Raw genomic sequence first — 15,740 nt, forward strand, 5'->3', positions numbered from 1 at the left:
GTGACGTTGAAATATCGGGTTCCGCGGTCGGCTTTTCAAAGCGGCAAGTGGAGGAACTGATTGAAGGGGCTGCGCTCATAGTCGGAAAACGCATCGCCGTCGACGAACCCGCGCTTGCGATAGAGTGCTAGGGCCGGTTCGAAAGCGGGCCCGCTTCCCGTTTCAAGACTGAGGCGCTTTAGACCCCGCGATTTCGCCACGTCGATGAGATGGTCGAGCAAAAAGGCGGCAACGCCTGTTCGCAGGTGATCGGGATGAGTCCGCATCGACTTCAACTCGCCGGTCTTGTCGCGCAACTCCTTCAACGCCCCTATACCCACGATCTCATCGTCCCGCCACACGGTCCAAACCGTAACACCCGGCGCTTTGAGGCCGGATAAATCGAGGGCGAAAACGCTTTCCGGCGGGGAGTTGGCGCGCATCCCCGCGAGATGCAGCGCCAATAGGGAACCCGTGGCGGCGCTCGATAAATCGTCTTCCCGAATTTCGAACGGTGTTGTAGCTGGCGACCCGACATCCTTCGCAACGCGACGTGGGTGGCGCACCTTTTTAGCCACGGTCGACTCCTTCCTTCGCATCGCTGGCGATCCCACGCATTCGAATACCGGTTGCAGCGTCAAATCGCCACGCCGAGGCGCTCGACGACGGCGCGCCTGATTGCAGCCTGCACGTCGGGAAGTGGCCCGCTCGCATCGATCACACAGCAACGCGTGGGTTCGCGGCGGGCAATCTCAAGGAATCCTTCCCGCACGCGCCGATGGAACTCGACGGCCATACCCTCATATCGATTGCCGGCGTCGCCGCGTCGTTTTGCGCGCCGCACGCCGTCCTCGACCGGCAGATCGAGGATGAGGGTGAGGTCCGGCTGGAAATTGCCGACGGCCAGCTTGTGCGCCGTCACGCAGGGCTCTCGGCCGAGCTGATGGCCGTAACCTTGGTATGCCATTGTCGAATCGGTGAAGCGGTCGCACAACACCCACTCCCCGCGCGCCAAGGCTGGCGCAATGTTTTGCCGCACGTGTTCGTGCCGGGCGGCCGCGAACAGAAGAAGCTCGCTCATCGCATCCCACCGACCCGCCTCGCCATTCACCAAAAGCGCTCGGATTTCCTCGGACCCCGGGGTCCCGCCCGGCTCGCGCGTCGTGACGACCGCGTGTCCTGCATTGCGCAGGGTTTCCGCCAGCAACGTAAGCTGCGAGCTTTTGCCGACACCCTCCCCGCCTTCGAACGTGATGAAACGGCCGCGCGGCACGTTCACTTGGCAGGGCCCCAGAGAAGTTGGGTAAATGCCGCGCCGATCCGGCCAAAGAAGCCGAGCCGGTCGACCGATTCGCCGGCCTTGATGGGTAGTTCGACCGTCGGCGTGTCCGGTGTCGCAACGGTTACCTTGCCGACCACGGTCCCCTGCACCACCGGTGCCGGGATCGGGCCGTCATAGCTTACCGTCACCTTCATCTGGTCGCGATCGAGATGGGGCATGGTTGCAGTCAAATTGCGGTCGACGACAAGCGCCACGGTCGGCTTCACGCCAAGCCAAACCGGCGCGTCGTCGACCTTGTCGCCCGCTTTGAAGAGCGCATAGTTGCTCCACTCCCGAAATCCCCAATCGAGCAGCTTTTCCGATTCGCGGCTGCGTTCGTTCACGGAGCTCATGCCGTTGACGACGAGGACGAGCCGACGGTCCTCGCGCTTCGCTGAGGCGGTCAAACCGTAGCCGCCTGAGTCGGTGTGTCCGGTCTTTATGCCGTCGACGTTCACGCTCTTGTAGAGGAGCGGATTGCGGTTACCTTGCTTGATGCCGTTATAGTTGAAATCGATTTCGCTGAAGACGTGGTACTCGTTGGGGAAGTCATGGATCAGCCGCTGGCCGAGGATGGCGAGATCCCGTGCCGACATGTACTGGTTCGGGTCGGGTAAGCCCGACGAGTCGGTGAAGTGGCTGTTCGTGAGCCCCAAATCCTTGGCCGTTTTGTTCATCTCCTCGGCGAACGCCTCTTCGCTGCCGTCGAGCCCCTCGGCCACGACAATGCATGCGTCGTTGCCCGATTGCACCGCGATGCCCTGGACCAGATCCTGCACGCTGACACGGCTGCCGATTTTGACGAACATCTTCGATCCGCCGGTGCGCCACGCCTTTTCGCTGACCGCCATTGTATCGTCCTTTTTGACGCGACCCTCCTTGATCCGCTGAAAGAGGATGTAAAGCGTCATCATCTTGGCCATCGACGATGGCGGCATTTTATCGTCGGCGTTTTTGGCCAAGAGGACGGCACCCGTATCGTAATCGATCAGGATCGCTTCTTTGGCCGAAGTGTCGATGCTTGGAAGAGCCGCCGGTGCGGGCCCACTCGCAAGTGCCAGTGACAGAACGACCGCACCCGTCAAGTAGATCGAGCGGCAAGAGCGGATCCAACTTTCGGCACGGAATTGCGCGCGTGGCATCATGGCGACGTTTTTATCCTTCGATCTCGCACTCGAGCGTTTTGCGGACGAAATAGCGCAATTTCGTAGCGGCGAATTGCGCCAATTTTTGGGCGCGGTTTCGCCGCCGCCCGGACGAGTTACTCCACGACAATCCGGGCGTCGTGATAGCCGGCCTGAACCATTTGACCCAACAGCCGATCGGCGTCCGGCACATTTGCGGCCGGGCCGAGCCGCACGCGAAAGAACGGTTGTCCGTCGACGTTCGCCTGGCTGATCGTCGTGGGCGCCGTGGACGCGAGCTTTGCGCGCAACTTGTTGGCGTTCTCGTATTTGCTGAAGGCGCCCACCTGCACATAGATCGACGTGACGGTCACCGGCACGATACGAACCTGCTGCTCGCCCGCCTGTGCCCCGGGGGGTGCCGCCGCTTGAGTAGGCGATGCCTGCGCGGATGCAACGATCGATGCAGCACTCGGCGTCGGACCAGGCTTACTCGGCGGCGGCGCGCTCGATTGGGCAATACCGGGGGGCGGGGCCAAGGGCTGGGCCACGACCTTTTCGGTCGGCGAAGAGCCGGCAATCCGCTCCGCCGGCTGAATTTCGCCTTGCTGTGCAAGAAAGGCCGCCTGGCGGCTCTCGTCGGCCAGAATTTGAACGCGCACCTTGGCCGTCCCCGGCCCGTCGACACCGAGAAGCTGAGCGGCGCGCCGCGAGAGATCCAAGATCCGGCCGCGGACATAAGGCCCGCGGTCGTTGATGCGGACGATGATCGAGCGGCCATTTTCAAGATTGGTCACCCGGACGATGCTCGGCATCGGCAGCGTCGGATGCGCCGCCGTGAGCTCGTTCATATCGTAGACCTCGCCGTTCGCCGTGTATTTGCCGTGAAAATCCGGCCCGTACCAGGACGCGATGCCGGTTTCGTCGTAACTGTAGTCGACGCCGGGATAATACCACACGCCCTGCACCTGATAGGCGCTGCCGATCTTGTAATAGCCTTTTGCGGGCGGGTTCTGCGCGGTGCCCTCGGGGCGCGACGACGAGCCGCCCTGGCACCCCGCAAGAAGTGCTGCGAGCAAGAGGCCCAAAAATGCCCAAAAGGGCTTCCGCGACCGCATATCTAGTGGGTATCCCCGGCAGTGCTACTTGTATCTAGTAGTCTACTTCTGCGCGATACGATCGGCAAGCAATCCGACGGCTGTGGCAAAGTAAGTCGAGTGGTTCCACTTCATGATCGTGCGGTAGTTGTCGTAGACGAGGTAGGCGGGCCCGCCTTCCCCGCCCGGCAGCACGACCGAGGCATCTCGGGCAGGATCGGGAAGCGGGCCGCCATCGGCGCGGTGCACACCGAGTCCTTCCCATTCGAGCGACGGCTTGCGCACGCCGAGGTCCGCGAGGCTCGAGTCGAAATTCGGCGGTAGCCGCACTTCATGCCCCCATGTCTCCCCGCCCTTCCAGCCGAGCTGGGCGAGATAGTTGGCGGTCGACGCGAATACGTCGGCATTGTCGTGCCAGATATCCCGATGGCCCTTGCCATCGAAGTCGACGGCATAGTGCAGGTAGCTCGACGGCATGAACTGATTCTGCCCCATCGCACCCGCCCAGGAGCCACGCATGGTATCGATGTCGATGAGGCCACGATCGATGATGCGAAGCGCAGTGATCAGTTCGCCCCTGAAATAGGCGCTGCGGCGGCCGTCATAAGCGAGTGTGGCGAGTGACGGAATGACCGGGAAGTCGCCGGTGGTCCGGCCGTAATCGCTCTCGATACCCCAAAGAGCGACAATATATTGCGGCTGTACGTTATACTTTGCGGCGACTTTCTCCAGGAGCGCGCGATTCTCGTCAAGGAGTTCCCGACCCCTTTCCACTCGCGCATCGGGCACCACCCGCGCGATGTAATCGTCGAACGTAAGGGTGAATTCGGGCTGCTTGTGATCGAGCTCGATGACACGGGGGATGGGCTCGAGATTGGCGAGCGCGAGATTGAGCGTGCGCGCCGAAATCCCTTGCCCCTCGGCGTCCTTTCTAAATGCTTTTAGCCATGCCGCAAAATCGGCGTCCGCGGCAAATGAAACGCCGATGCCCGAAATCGCGAAGCTTGCAGCAAGCGCGCCGACCCTTAGCCGCCGGCCCCAAATCCCGAAGAAATTCATGTGCGCCCTTCTGCCACAGTGCGCAAGCAGCGTAAAGGGCGACAGATCAGCATTTCAAAATATTACGAAGCCGGTCCAGGAAAGAAGCTGTCCGTCCGTCCCATCAATCGATACGCGGCGAGACCCAGCCACTCCTTCACGACGGTGTCGAGATTCATGGCGGCGGCAGCGAGGTCGAAGACATGGAGGCTCCTTGGATCGGTCGACGTCCGGTAATCGACCGGAAAGGGAATCACGTCCCATCCTTGGGCTCTGAAGCAACCGACAGCACGCGGCATGTGAGAAGCCGATGTGATCAGCACCCAATGTTCGCCCGGCTTTGGGTTCGCCAGGCGCTTAGCGAAGAGTGCGTTTTCATACGTGCTCCTCGACCGGTCCTCGAGCAGGAGACGCCCGGAATCGAGGCCCATTTCGTTGAAGAACAATGCGGCGGCGTTCGCCTCGGCGGTGTCCCCGTCCAGCCATCGGCCCGAGCCTCCCGTGAATAGCACCCGCGCCTCCGGGTGCCGCCGCGCAAGGGACATCGCCTCGGTGAGGCGGGCGGCTTGCGGCGTCAGCGCTACCTCGCCGCGTGCGGCCGTGACGATTTCATCGATCGCCCCGCCCAAGACGATGATCCCGTCGACTCGCTCGGGCATTTTGCCAAGCATGGGAAAGCGATTCTCAAGCGGTGCCAAGAGCCAATCGGGCAGCGGAGTCGCCATCATAAGAAGAAGTACGAGCGTGGCGGCGGTGATCAGCGCCCTGCCCCACCGCTGCGACCGAGAAGGTCGAAGCCAGAGAAGAATAATGCCGACGACAAGAGCGAGAAGGAGAACATTACCCGGCCGCACAAGCTCAAAGCCGATCTTGGAGAGGACGAACATGGCGCATCTCATAATGGATGACCGAGCCTGCGCGCAACGCTCGGCTCGGGCTCACGCGGGATGAGCCGTTGCGAATGGCCCCCGCCCGCTCATGCTCGTTTTGCCTGAATCTTGCTTGCATCCTCAACTTAAGGTAATCATAACGCGGTTCAACCCATAACCGCCAAGGCGTAACTTGGCACTCTCACAATCCCCCCGCGGCAAAGCCGTGTCGGAACGAAGAAGGACCCACCCGAAATGCGTCAGCTTATCCACCCCGCCGTTCGCGCGCTCGCGCTGACGGCCTCCCTAATTGCGATTGCAATCGTGACTCCCGCAGCGGCGGCCGACACGGCACAGTCGCCGATCGTCGTCGCCCAGGCCTCAGCACCGGCGCCGGCTCAGGCGGCGCCCGCTGTCACCGGCCAGAGCAAAAAGAAGCCGCCGCGGGTCGAGGCCCGAATCCAAGCGCTCCATGACGCCTTCAAGATCACCGACTCCCAAAAGGATCTTTGGAGCAACGTCGCCCAAACAATGCGCGACAGCGACCAGCGGATGGCGGCCCTCACGGCCGAGCGCAAAAAGAACCGTCCGAAGATGAGCGCGGTCGACGACCTGAACTCCTATGCCGCCATTGTGCAGGCGCACGCCGAAGACATTCAAAAATTCAACGCGGCCTTTACCCCACTCTACGCCGCGATGTCCGACGATCAAAAGAAGACCGCGGACCAGTTTTTCCGCGATCGCGGACGCCGGGGCGCCAAGGCCAAGGCGGCAAATGCGGCGGCCCCAAAGGCAAACTGATCGAGCCGAGAAGCCCGGACAGGAGGATTTGACGAATGACCCAACTTGCAACGACCTGCTGGCGCCGTCTGCCGTTCGGCACGATGGCGGCGGCGCTTATCATGGTGACGATGTTCGCCGTCGTACAAGTTCCGTCCACGCGTGCGGAAGATTTCGATCACGGGCACGATCGCGGGCACGACCGCGATCGCGACCATGGGCGTGTCGTGGTACGACACGACCGCGACATACACGTCGTGCCGCGCGTCGTTTACGCGCCCCCGCCGGTGGTTTACGCGCCACCGCCGCCCACTGAGGGCATCAACGTGATCTTTCCGCTGCACATCCGATAGCGGAGCACGGTCGAGCCGGTCCGACCCGACTGTGCACCGTTGCACGCGTCGGGCGGGCCAGCTTGTTTAGCAAAGGTGCGACACGATTTTCGCGCGGCAGGATAGGACTGTCGTAAAACCTTTTGACCGAAAACGATTTTTCATTGCCAAACGGCGCCAAGGCTTTGGCGAGCGATGAGCCCCTCGACGGTGCGGCGCCTCCCTTGCAGCCCACGCCCGAACGCACGTCCGACATTCGAGGCTTTCTAGACCTCGCGCGACAGCTTCAACGAGAAGGTCGCCTTGAAGAGGCGGCAGCCTGCCTCGTCCGCGCGCTTGCACGCCGGCCGAATTCCGGCGCCCTCCACAACGACCTTGGAGTCGTACTAACTCGTCTTTCACGCCATCGAGAGGCGGAAATATGCTTTCGCCGCGCGCTGGCGGTGCACGCGAATTCGGTCGAGGCGCTCAACAATCTCGGCCACGTCGCGAGAATGCAGGGCCGACTCGACGAATCGGCCGATTGGCATTGCCGCGCCCTCACACTCAATCCGAGCTTCGTGGAAGCGCATTTTCACCTCGGTGTGACGCGTCGAGAACAGGGCCGGCTCGCCGATGCGACCGCGTGTCTCCGCCTTGCGCTAGCACTCAAGCCAGATTACGTCGACGCCTTGGTCCATTTGGGTGCTGTGTTGCGCGAGGGCGCGCATTTTACCAGGGCGGCCGAATACCAGCGCCGTGCTCTGGCCCTCGCCCCCCACAATCTCGACGCACAGCTTAATCTCGCGTTTATCCAACTGACTCTTGGCGATTTGCGCGCGGGCAGCGTCGCCTACGAATGCCGCTTCGGCACCGGCCGCAATCGGCGATATCCGGTCGAAGGCAAGCCGATGTGGGACGGCCGGCCCATGCCCGGAGAAACGTTGCTCCTCTCGGGCGAGCTTGGGTTCGGCGACGCGATCCAATTCATTCGATTCGCGAAATGGGCGCGTGCGCGCGTCGGGCGCATCGTTCTGCGATGCCACCCAGCACTCCAGCATCTCTTGGCGTCGGCCCCCGGTATTGACGCGGTAAGCCCGATCACCGCATCCATGCCGCACTTCGATGCCTTCATCCCGCTCTTGAGCCTCATGCGCCTCCACGGCACCACCCTTTCGACAATTCCCGACCAGGCGCCTTACCTTGCCGCCGATCCGTCGCGCGCCGACGCATTTCTTCCTCACATTGGAGGCGAAGAACTCAGAGTTGGGATCGTTTGGGCCGGCAATCCCGGCCAAGGCAACGACCGCCGTCGCTCGATGCCGCTTGCGACCCTCGCACCTCTCTTCGGGGTGCCTGGCGTCAAATTCTTCAGCTTGCAGACGAGTGCGTACATTGGCAACACAAGTGCGCGCATCGACGAACTTCGATCGAGTCCGTTGGCGGCCAGAGTCACCGATCTTGCCCCGAATTTCCGCGACTTTGCCGATACGGCCGCCGCACTGAGCCGCCTCGATCTCCTGATCTCCGTCGATACGTCGGTACTTCATCTCGCGGGCGCCCTCGGTCGCCCGGCTTGGGGTCTTCTCGCCTTCAACGCCGATTGGCGCTGGTTTCGCGCACGACCCGACTGCCCTTGGTACCCGAGCCTTCGGCTTTATCGTCAGGGCCGAGACTTCGATTGGACCCCGGTCGTTGCCGAAGTGCGGCGCGATCTCGCCGCACACGCCGGAGCCTTTGGCCGCTTGCCCCGGTCGATCAAAACCTGACTTCGCGAGAGTCCCGCTCCGGGCGACCGAGACGCGGCACCTCTTGTTGTTCGTCCGTCTTGGGTGTCGTGAGCTTTCGGAGATATTCGTTCGTCTGGCGTTGCTGTTCGAGGACCTCTCGAAGCAGCGGTTTCACGCCAAATACCGCGAAAGGCAAACAAAACCACAGCACTGCGAGGATAAAAACGACGACCACGAAGGCGAGCGCGACGATACCGCCGCCGGCGGTGGACGCAAATTGACTGATGGTGTCCATCCTCTACACCTCCAATTAAATGCGCTCCGTCAACCGTTTGAAATCGACAGGGACAAAGGAACGAAGGGAAACCGCCGCAGTCTATCCCGCCTCGACGAACGCTGCGAGTATTGCAAGCGGTTTTATGGCGCCGCTCCGCACACGCGGAGACAGCCTACAGGCGGTGCGAGAGACAACGAATCCGCAGAACGCTTGAAGGCTCAGTCAAGATTTGACGAGATGTCCTTCCAGGTCGACTATGCTGCGGGTATCGGCTTAGCCCCCGCTCCGATTGGCGAGCACCGACAAATACGAGAACAGCGGTGTCGTACAAAGTCACCGTAAATCGGCTCGACGGAAGTCAAGTCAGCGCCAACGCCCAAATCGAGGGGCGGACGCCCAAACCCGGTGAAATAATCCATGTGCAATGCGACCACAGCGTCGTTAAAGCGCGCGTTCAGCTGGTCGACGCACGAAGCGATGTCGATTGGGTGATTGCCCGCGAAGTCGGCTGAAGAAAAAGGCCCCGCCGACCGTGAGTTGGAGGACGGGGCTGAGAACGCCGATTAGTCGAGTCGCACTTATTTCCCTGGTGGGCGATAGGTTACGTTCTTCTGAAGCGCTCGGTCCGTCTCCTCAACGGTGAGGAGCGGCGTGGTCCTGGTTCGGATGAGCCCAGAGCCCGACACCGCGAGCGCCAAAGCAGACGCGCTGGCATTGTCGGGCAGATCGATAATCACGATGACGTCATGATCGCCGAAAGCGTAGTAGATCGATTCGAGCTTGCCGCCGAGACTCTCGACCGCCTGGCTTACTGCAGCCTTGCGGCCTGAAGCTTTCTCCTTGTGAAGCCCCTTGACGCCGTCTGCGTTGTACGATGCTTGGATGAGGTATTTGGGCATGACACATCCTCCGAAGGTGAAGGTGAACGCCGCATCCTGCGCGGATAACTCAACGGCCCCTCTTCCGACATCCTTCCTCCCAAGAAGTGCTGCGCTCCTTTCGGATCGGTCTCATTCAGCCTGAGAAAGCTCGCCTCATTCGGGAAGGTTTTGGCTCAAATTGCCGAGCGAGCAGGCTCGCGTCTTTTTATCCTGGACATATGGAAAGCGAGAATGAACCGAACAACCTTGATCTCAATCAATCCTGGCGGCGAAAGCTCCCGGCGGCCCACGAACGGGGCTGCGGCCGGGGTCGCGATTATGCGATATGGCGTTTCAGGAACGCCAGTGTCTTTGCATTGAATTCGGCGACGTTCTCGTAGATCGGGGCATGGGCGCATCCCCCGAAGACCACGAGCTCACTCTTGCGGATACTGCCCTTCAGCTCTTCAGCGAAGCGGGTGGAGGTAACGATGTCGTGCTCGCCGAATGTGATCTGGGTCGGCGCCTCGATCTTGGCGAGCTGGGCCTTGGCGTCGTGGGCGATCACGGCGTCGGATTGCCGCAAGAACGCATCGAGTGGCTGCGCAGGCCTGCCGCGGACGAACGCAGCGAGCGAGTCGATATATTCCGGCTTGGCCGCATAAAGCTCCGGGGTGAAACACCAGGGAAAAATGCCCTGGATCACCATTTCTGTCACACTGTTCAGGCCTTTGGCCAGGCTCTGCCAGCCTTGCACCACGGTCTTGAGGAATGGGTCCGTCTTGGTCCAGCCGCTATGGAGCGACAGCGATTTGACTCGTTCGGGATACTTGGCCGCAAGCCACATGCCCGTGGCCGCACCCAATGAAAGTCCCGTCACATGGACCCGATCGATCCCGAGCGCGCGGATGAGCCCCGCGGCATCGTCGGCGAACCGTTCGGTCGAATAGTTGCCGGGCGGCTTGTCGGACTCTCCAGCGCCGCGCGGGTCGATCGAGATGCAGGTGAAGTGCTTCGCATAGTCGCCCACCTGAAAGGCGTAACACGCGTTGTCCGCGGCCAGATAGGGTATCAGCAGAAGCGGTTCACCCGACCCCTGCCGGTCGTAGTTCATCGTGATGCCGTTGACCTTGATTTTAGCCATTGCGTCTTCCCCCTTCCGTCTCCCGCAAAGGTAGAAGTCACTGTTGCCGCCCGCCCATAGGTTCGAGGTGCCATTTGGCAACTCGGCATTCTCGGGTGCAACTTAAGCAGACGCGGATGAAGCCGATCTTTTAGCACATGGCGCCTTGAGCGCCAGCGCATTGAGACGCTCGCTTGCAAGGTGCGGTCCGCCGAAGACCTCGGGATCGCAAAGGTGGCAGGCTGGGCTGCGAATTATTCATGAAATGTCAATACGGATTAACCGGCCATTAACTATGACGCGTTACGATTTGTGCGTTTTGGCCACGGCGCATCATTTGCGCAGGAGGCAAGCGTGAGGGGCATTCGTGAGGTGAAGATCGGTCAGCGCTTCATGAAAGTCGCCATCCTCTCCCAGGTCTGGGAGGTGGCGACCCTGAAGCTCGGACCGGGCGGCATTAATCACTGCAACATGCGCGACGTGCGCGATCACACGCGCACGATCCTGGTTTCGGAGCCGGCACTGCGCAACAAGCGATTTTTCAAGCTCATTCAGGCGGACGTGTAATCGCGGCGCGAAGGCCGCGGATCCAGCAACGTCGAAGGGGTCCCTCGCAAGGACGCGAACGCGCGTGTAGTGAACGCCGTCGGCGCGTCTGTTGCCAGAACTCCGCTGCCTATGCTACCCGAGGCCGAGAAGCGAGGAAGACGGGCGATCGGTGGTTCCGCACCTGACGCTGCCCGTGCCTCCCAGGCTTCTCGTGCAAGCGCGCTTGCCGGCACGGATGGGTGGCCGAGCGGTTGAAGGCACCAGTCTTGAAAACTGGCAGGGGTGCAAGCCCCTCGTGGGTTCGAATCCCACCCCATCCGCCAACGGCTCCCTGCACCATCGGGTCCAGGCCAATGACGCCCCCGATCTCTTCGGGTGCTGCAAATGCGCGACGACCGCGGCATCGGACGAGCGAAGTCTCGAGCGTGCGGCCGAGCGCACTTCCCTCATGGATTTGACCGACGCTTCGCCCTCGGAGAAACTGCCAGCCCTAGGAAAACGAGGATCGCCCGGTTGAGCCGCAAGATGTCCTCGTCGTCCAAGCGGCCAATATGGACGCCGACCTTGGACTTCAGCACCGTCGTGATTTTGTCCACCATCAGCCGGCAGGGCGCGCGCAACCCGTTACGCTCGTTCGGCTCTACGAACAGGCGGAATAGAGGTGCTTCGGTCTCATCGGTGGTGAAGGCGCAAACGGTAATCGAGTTGGTTGCGTCAAAGTTGTCATCTTGCACGATCACGACGGGGCGCTGTTTGCCCGCATAGTCCTTGCCGCCGGCGACGGTCCAAATATCGCCGCGTCTCATTCATCGCCCCGATCCGACACTGCGTCGATGAACGCCTGATCGTCGCGGGCGTGATCGCTCGCGGCCACGGCCAGCGACTGGCGATGCGCCGCCGAACGAAAGGACGGTGCGCGCATGTCCGGCACCCAAATCTGGATCGGGCGCAGGCCCTGCGACCGCAAGCGTTCGCGATGTTTCCGCACCTTCACGCGGGACGACTTGGGCTTGAACCTGCGCCTCGACAGCGAGGCCATGACCGATCTCCAATAAAGTTACATGTAACCTACCCTAGTCGGTGAGCTTTGACCAGTCCCCAATCGGCTTTACCGACACCGCAGGCGCTCGCTCGTGTGGATGGGTGGCCGAGCGGTTGAAGGCACCCGTCTTGAAAACTGGCAGGAGGGCAAGCCGCAGTCGCCGGGGCCTATTTACGAAAGGGCTTGCATCGTGTGACTCGCGGGCGTTGGGCCTAAGGCGTAGGGTTCACGGCGGATCATCCGGCGAGGTATCGGATCGGTCCGCAATCGAGTTCTTGATGAACGCGATCACGTCGTCAAAACCCCAATGGGCATCTTCATCGCCGGTCTTGCCGCTGCGCTGGGGAAGCGAAACCGCCGGGGCGTTCGTCGCACCGGCGGTCGTGGCATCGATACACTCCTCGATCCGCCCGAGCATGTAGGGGAAAAACGGATTGGACGAGATGCGAAGCAGGGCGTCCAGGCTGGCGATCAACACATTCCGCTCGCCGCGCGGCGCCAACGCGCCGAGGTTGATGCCGAAGTTTTCCGTCGGGTCAGGCGTTAATCCGTATAGCGCATCGGTCATCGGGAACGGCAGCGCGACATGCGAAAGCGAGTAGAGGCCGACCGGATACGTCAACCCCAATCTGCGGCTGTGCTCCGTCGTTGAACCCGCCTCGGTGGTCAGCTCTGCAGCTTCGTAACTCTCGCTGTCCGCATTGGTGATGATCGTGGTCCGATAAGATTGCGCTCCGGCCGGCAGCAGCCGCGTTAGCGCCGTGTCTGCAGATCGACGCAGAAGCGGCCCGAACTTGACGGTTCGGTTCACATCGAAAAGCACAAGCTCGCTGCCATTCGACGGCAGGTGAGCATAAAGCGCTGAAACAATGGCGGAGGTGCTGACCGTAAAGTCCATGACGGATTGGAAGGTGATGATCGGCGGCAACTGGGCCAGTTGGCCGTTACGGGCGTAGCGCGCCGTTTGTTCCTGGAGGACTTGGGTCAGGCGATAGGATTGCCTCGCGCCGTTGACGGGAAATGAGTTGTATTTGAAAGGATTGAACTCGGGCACCACGCTGAGCCAAGCGGCCTTTGCAAACGCCGGAAATATCGCGGGCACCCCCGCTAGTCCCGCAAAGCGCGCAAAGCGTGTGATGCCGATCATTGGGGAAATCAACACGAGGCGGTCAGGTCGCGAAAGTTGCGGATCGGCAATTGCGTCAAGCGCATATTTGAGCGCGAGCGCGCCGCCGTTGGAAAATCCGACCAGATGCAGCGGTGCGTGCGGTCCGACGCGCCGGCGCGCCTCCCTGACCGCGAGCCGCGTCGCTGCCAACCAGTCCTCCCATTCGACATCGGTCAGGGCTGCCGGAACCGTGCCGTGCGCGGGCAACCTGATCACGATCGCAACATAGCCGCGATCTCGATAGGCTCGTGCAATGTGACGCTGGCTGTACGGCGAATCCGTCAAGCCATGCAGCAGCACCGCCGCGCCGATAGGAGCCCCCGCAGGCTCCAGCACGTAGGATCGATTGAAGTCCTGGGTAAAGTGCGGGGGATAGACGGGGCTCCCGTCGAAATATCGATTTAGTGCTACGCGATCCTGCGGGTCGAGCTTTTGCGTCACTTCGGTGCGGACAGACTCGAAAACCCTCGCTTCCTCCGCCAGATATTGGTTCCAATCGGCCGCATCGATCTCATTTGCCCGCAATTCACGAGGTACGTAGGTATGCCAGCGCTCCAACGGTAGGCCGCTTTGAACCACGTAGATGCGAAAACCAAGAAAAGCGATCGCGGCGATCGCTACCGCACTCAATACCCACTTTGTTCCCTTAACAGCCTTGGCTCGCACGTCCCGACTCACTGCGTCGCTTGTTTGCAGAAGCATGCCCCATCGCAGACTTTGGGGATACTGGATTTCCTCCTTCGATTGTCGTGCTCACCACGATGAGCGTGAGGTCGATTTTGCAACGTGTACCCAAGGAGGGGTAAAATTTCGGGACCGTGGCCCATCGCACACCAAGCGCTTACGCAGGATTTGACAGACCTTTGTATCGTCCGGCGGGCGTAATCACTCGCTTAAGTCCGGTTTACCCGCCGCGGACTTCAGAATCGGCAGGAAGCTCCCTGTGCTGTGGCAAATCATCGGTGATCTCGAACCAAGGGGCTTTGCTCGCTACAAAGAAGTGGCGCTCGGGGCGCACACCGGGGTCGTCATCGAGGCCGCCGAGCGCAATTCCGAGTTCCGGCGTGCGACCTGGGCGGTTTACAATCGGCGAACCGCAGACACTGCAAAATCCGCGATGAAATCCGGGCGACGATTCGAAATATTTGACCAACTCTTCCCCTTGTACCCATTTGAAATCTTGGACGCGAACACGTGCGCGGCTGCGAAAGGCCGCACCATGAGCCTTTCGGCAGTTCGAACAATGGCAATGGCCGCTGCGCATCAGCTGGCCAGCGATTTCGTATTTCACACCGCCACACAAACAACTTCCTCGAACGACCCGCATGCTAACCTCCGTATTCATTGGACAGTCGATCCCGACCGGATCGTCGCGACGGACTGGTCCGGAACCCAAGTGCCAGACCCTTTCGTTTTCATTTGCGAGTGTTCGTTGCAACGCCTTTCGCCGAGGAAACTTTTCCGCCGGCTATCAAACGCCGACTTCCTCCGCCATGACCGTGTAGTGGGTCGAGTGGTCGTGCGACGGCGTTTCGCTGATCACCACCACGATTGCGCGCACGGCCTGGTCGGTGTCCTCGACCTCGATCACATCGCCGACCTTGGGGACGTGAGCAAAATCGTAGACGCGCGCAACCGGGTGGTATGCGCCGGCATGTTTACGCCGCAGGTTGACCCTGACACTTATCGCGGTCATGGCTGCATCAAGCTTTATCGAAAACGGCTGCTTGCCGGAATGATATAGGTCGCGATACCCGATTGTCGATTGGCGCTTCGTCGTCCTTCGTCATTCCTTCTTCCGCGATCGATGGCGCGGTGCGCTCGCGCTCTCGGAATGAATCGGCCATAATCTCCCGATGTCCGATATTCCGGTCCAGGATGCGACCTCCGCGTCCCTCATCGCATGGCTGATCCAGGCCGGCCTCGCCGGCAAGTCGGAGCGGGAGCTGCTCGATGGCTTTTGCGAGCGCGCGAGCGAAGCGGGATTGCCGCTTTACCGCGCCAATCTCATCGTCGACACGCTTCATCCGGTCTATGAAGGCCGCGTATTCCGTTGGGAGCGCGGCGACGTGGAAACGACTGTCACCGAGTACGGCCGCTCGACGGAAGGAGCCGCACTCGAATCGTGGCGACGCAGTACCTTTTACCATCTGCTCGAGCGCGGATTGTCTCAGGGGCGCTGGCGCATTCCCTCCGACGACAGCTCCCGCTTTCCCATCCTCGCCGACCTGCATGAGGCGGGTGCGACCGACTACGTGTGTATGGTGACCCGTTTCGCCGGGGCCGGAATCATCGGTGAGATCGATAGCGTGCTGTCTTCCTGGACGACCGACCGCAAGGACGGCTTCGAACCGCGGCAACTCGCCATTCTCGAATCCCTCGCCCCCGCACTCGCACTCTCGATCAAGTGCGCCTCGCTCGGCCAAATCGCGGGCACGCTCGTCGAGACCTATCTGGGGCGCGATGCGGGGC

20 protein-coding genes and 1 tRNA gene are annotated in these 15,740 nt (G+C 61.3%); 7 read left to right on the forward strand and 14 right to left on the reverse strand.

Annotated features, from left to right (window positions below; genetic code table 11):
• Positions 1-35: 35 nt before the first annotated feature.
• From VEJ16_15625 to VEJ16_15650, 6 genes are all read right to left on the reverse strand, one after another.
• The gene (locus tag VEJ16_15625; protein HYB11092.1) at positions 36-485 is read right to left on the reverse strand and encodes a GNAT family N-acetyltransferase; all 450 of its coding nucleotides are present in this window, start codon (positions 483-485) and stop codon (positions 36-38) included.
• 131 nt (positions 486-616) lie between these two features.
• Positions 617-1,258 carry a dTMP kinase gene (gene tmk / locus VEJ16_15630; protein ID HYB11093.1) on the reverse strand — a complete coding sequence of 214 codons (642 nt, stop codon included), beginning with the start codon at positions 1,256-1,258 and terminating at the stop codon, positions 617-619.
• Positions 1,255-2,445 carry a D-alanyl-D-alanine carboxypeptidase family protein gene (locus tag VEJ16_15635; protein ID HYB11094.1) on the reverse strand — a complete coding sequence of 397 codons (1,191 nt, stop codon included), beginning with the start codon at positions 2,443-2,445 and terminating at the stop codon, positions 1,255-1,257. Before VEJ16_15635 ends, tmk begins: the two co-directional genes overlap by 4 nt.
• Before the next feature lie 116 nt (positions 2,446-2,561).
• Positions 2,562-3,542 (reverse strand): septal ring lytic transglycosylase RlpA family protein, encoded by a 981-nt coding sequence (locus VEJ16_15640; GenBank protein HYB11095.1) that lies wholly within the window; start codon positions 3,540-3,542, stop codon positions 2,562-2,564.
• Between the two features lie 42 nt (positions 3,543-3,584).
• The gene (locus VEJ16_15645; GenBank protein ID HYB11096.1) at positions 3,585-4,580 is read right to left on the reverse strand and encodes a lytic murein transglycosylase; all 996 of its coding nucleotides are present in this window, start codon (positions 4,578-4,580) and stop codon (positions 3,585-3,587) included.
• Positions 4,581-4,642: 62 nt separating this feature from the next.
• Entirely contained in the window at positions 4,643-5,446 is an 804-nt protein-coding gene (locus tag VEJ16_15650) for a YdcF family protein (GenBank protein HYB11097.1), read from the reverse strand.
• Positions 5,447-5,683: 237 nt separating this feature from the next.
• Between VEJ16_15650 and VEJ16_15655 the strand changes: the two genes are divergently transcribed.
• The 3 genes from VEJ16_15655 (at position 5,684) to VEJ16_15665 (ending at position 8,288) form a co-directional block, all read left to right on the forward strand.
• On the forward strand, positions 5,684-6,229 hold the full coding sequence (locus VEJ16_15655) for a Spy/CpxP family protein refolding chaperone (protein HYB11098.1): 546 nt from the start codon (positions 5,684-5,686) through the stop codon (positions 6,227-6,229).
• Between the two features lie 35 nt (positions 6,230-6,264).
• Positions 6,265-6,561 carry a hypothetical protein gene (locus VEJ16_15660; protein HYB11099.1) on the forward strand — a complete coding sequence of 99 codons (297 nt, stop codon included), beginning with the start codon at positions 6,265-6,267 and terminating at the stop codon, positions 6,559-6,561.
• A 122-nt stretch (positions 6,562-6,683) separates the two neighbouring features.
• Positions 6,684-8,288: a tetratricopeptide repeat-containing glycosyltransferase family protein gene (locus tag VEJ16_15665; GenBank protein ID HYB11100.1), complete on the forward strand. Its 1,605-nt coding sequence runs from the start codon at positions 6,684-6,686 to the stop codon at positions 8,286-8,288.
• On the opposite strand, the gene VEJ16_15670 is transcribed toward VEJ16_15665, so the two are convergent.
• Positions 8,278-8,544 carry a hypothetical protein gene (locus tag VEJ16_15670; GenBank protein HYB11101.1) on the reverse strand — a complete coding sequence of 89 codons (267 nt, stop codon included), beginning with the start codon at positions 8,542-8,544 and terminating at the stop codon, positions 8,278-8,280. The genes VEJ16_15665 and VEJ16_15670 overlap by 11 nt on opposite strands.
• 302 nt (positions 8,545-8,846) lie before the next feature.
• Here VEJ16_15670 and VEJ16_15675 point away from each other — a divergent pair, with 302 nt between their 5' ends.
• Positions 8,847-9,038 carry a hypothetical protein gene (locus VEJ16_15675; protein HYB11102.1) on the forward strand — a complete coding sequence of 64 codons (192 nt, stop codon included), beginning with the start codon at positions 8,847-8,849 and terminating at the stop codon, positions 9,036-9,038.
• Positions 9,039-9,104: 66 nt separating this feature from the next.
• Here VEJ16_15675 and VEJ16_15680 read toward each other — a convergent pair whose 3' ends face one another.
• Together VEJ16_15680 and VEJ16_15685 are read right to left on the reverse strand one after the other, a co-directional pair.
• Entirely contained in the window at positions 9,105-9,425 is a 321-nt protein-coding gene (locus VEJ16_15680; GenBank protein ID HYB11103.1) for a GYD domain-containing protein, read from the reverse strand.
• Positions 9,426-9,723: 298 nt separating this feature from the next.
• The gene (locus VEJ16_15685; GenBank protein HYB11104.1) at positions 9,724-10,530 is read right to left on the reverse strand and encodes an alpha/beta hydrolase; all 807 of its coding nucleotides are present in this window, start codon (positions 10,528-10,530) and stop codon (positions 9,724-9,726) included.
• Positions 10,531-10,863: 333 nt separating this feature from the next.
• Between VEJ16_15685 and VEJ16_15690 the strand changes: the two genes are divergently transcribed.
• Both VEJ16_15690 and VEJ16_15695 read left to right on the forward strand, forming a co-directional pair.
• On the forward strand, positions 10,864-11,076 hold the full coding sequence (locus tag VEJ16_15690) for a hypothetical protein (protein ID HYB11105.1): 213 nt from the start codon (positions 10,864-10,866) through the stop codon (positions 11,074-11,076).
• 215 nt (positions 11,077-11,291) lie between these two features.
• Positions 11,292-11,381: transfer RNA gene (locus VEJ16_15695), tRNA-Ser, on the forward strand.
• Positions 11,382-11,504: 123 nt separating this feature from the next.
• On the opposite strand, the gene VEJ16_15700 is transcribed toward VEJ16_15695, so the two are convergent.
• The 5 genes from VEJ16_15700 to VEJ16_15720 form a co-directional block, all read right to left on the reverse strand.
• On the reverse strand, positions 11,505-11,864 hold the full coding sequence (locus VEJ16_15700; protein ID HYB11106.1) for a type II toxin-antitoxin system PemK/MazF family toxin: 360 nt from the start codon (positions 11,862-11,864) through the stop codon (positions 11,505-11,507).
• Positions 11,861-12,097, reverse strand: a complete 237-nt coding sequence (locus tag VEJ16_15705; GenBank protein HYB11107.1) for an antitoxin MazE family protein — start codon at positions 12,095-12,097, stop codon at positions 11,861-11,863. Before VEJ16_15705 ends, VEJ16_15700 begins: the two co-directional genes overlap by 4 nt.
• A 229-nt stretch (positions 12,098-12,326) precedes the next feature.
• Positions 12,327-13,970: an alpha/beta hydrolase gene (locus VEJ16_15710; protein ID HYB11108.1), complete on the reverse strand. Its 1,644-nt coding sequence runs from the start codon at positions 13,968-13,970 to the stop codon at positions 12,327-12,329.
• Positions 13,971-14,172: 202 nt separating this feature from the next.
• A complete protein-coding gene (locus VEJ16_15715; protein ID HYB11109.1) occupies positions 14,173-14,613 on the reverse strand; it encodes a GFA family protein in 441 nt (146 codons plus the stop codon).
• 126 nt (positions 14,614-14,739) lie between these two features.
• Positions 14,740-14,964, reverse strand: coding sequence for a hypothetical protein (locus VEJ16_15720; protein HYB11110.1), 225 nt, complete (start codon positions 14,962-14,964; stop codon positions 14,740-14,742).
• A 160-nt stretch (positions 14,965-15,124) separates the two neighbouring features.
• Between VEJ16_15720 and VEJ16_15725 the strand changes: the two genes are divergently transcribed.
• Positions 15,125-15,740 (forward strand): adenylate/guanylate cyclase domain-containing protein (locus tag VEJ16_15725; protein HYB11111.1); only part of this gene is annotated, 616 nt, incomplete at its 3' end.

The sequence above is a fragment of the Alphaproteobacteria bacterium genome (assembly GCA_035625915.1).
Lineage (GTDB): Bacteria > Pseudomonadota > Alphaproteobacteria > JACZXZ01 > JACZXZ01 > DATDHA01.

Excerpts from the sequence above, each read along its gene's own strand:
- VEJ16_15720 (HYB11110.1), bottom strand. The coding sequence starts at position 14,964 with ATGACCGCGATAAGTGTCAGGGTCAACCTGCGGCGTAAACATGCCGGC.
- VEJ16_15710 (HYB11108.1), bottom strand. The coding sequence starts at position 13,970 with ATGCTTCTGCAAACAAGCGACGCAGTGAGTCGGGACGTGCGAGCCAAG.
- VEJ16_15655 (HYB11098.1), top strand. The coding sequence starts at position 5,684 with ATGCGTCAGCTTATCCACCCCGCCGTTCGCGCGCTCGCGCTGACGGCC.
- VEJ16_15705 (HYB11107.1), bottom strand. The coding sequence starts at position 12,097 with ATGGCCTCGCTGTCGAGGCGCAGGTTCAAGCCCAAGTCGTCCCGCGTG.
- VEJ16_15640 (HYB11095.1), bottom strand. The coding sequence starts at position 3,542 with ATGCGGTCGCGGAAGCCCTTTTGGGCATTTTTGGGCCTCTTGCTCGCA.
- VEJ16_15700 (HYB11106.1), bottom strand. The coding sequence starts at position 11,864 with ATGAGACGCGGCGATATTTGGACCGTCGCCGGCGGCAAGGACTATGCG.
- VEJ16_15670 (HYB11101.1), bottom strand. The coding sequence starts at position 8,544 with ATGGACACCATCAGTCAATTTGCGTCCACCGCCGGCGGCGGTATCGTC.
- VEJ16_15650 (HYB11097.1), bottom strand. The coding sequence starts at position 5,446 with ATGTTCGTCCTCTCCAAGATCGGCTTTGAGCTTGTGCGGCCGGGTAAT.
- VEJ16_15685 (HYB11104.1), bottom strand. The coding sequence starts at position 10,530 with ATGGCTAAAATCAAGGTCAACGGCATCACGATGAACTACGACCGGCAG.
- VEJ16_15660 (HYB11099.1), top strand. The coding sequence starts at position 6,265 with ATGACCCAACTTGCAACGACCTGCTGGCGCCGTCTGCCGTTCGGCACG.
- VEJ16_15715 (HYB11109.1), bottom strand. The coding sequence starts at position 14,613 with ATGAATACGGAGGTTAGCATGCGGGTCGTTCGAGGAAGTTGTTTGTGT.
- VEJ16_15635 (HYB11094.1), bottom strand. The coding sequence starts at position 2,445 with ATGATGCCACGCGCGCAATTCCGTGCCGAAAGTTGGATCCGCTCTTGC.
- VEJ16_15680 (HYB11103.1), bottom strand. The coding sequence starts at position 9,425 with ATGCCCAAATACCTCATCCAAGCATCGTACAACGCAGACGGCGTCAAG.
- VEJ16_15645 (HYB11096.1), bottom strand. The coding sequence starts at position 4,580 with ATGAATTTCTTCGGGATTTGGGGCCGGCGGCTAAGGGTCGGCGCGCTT.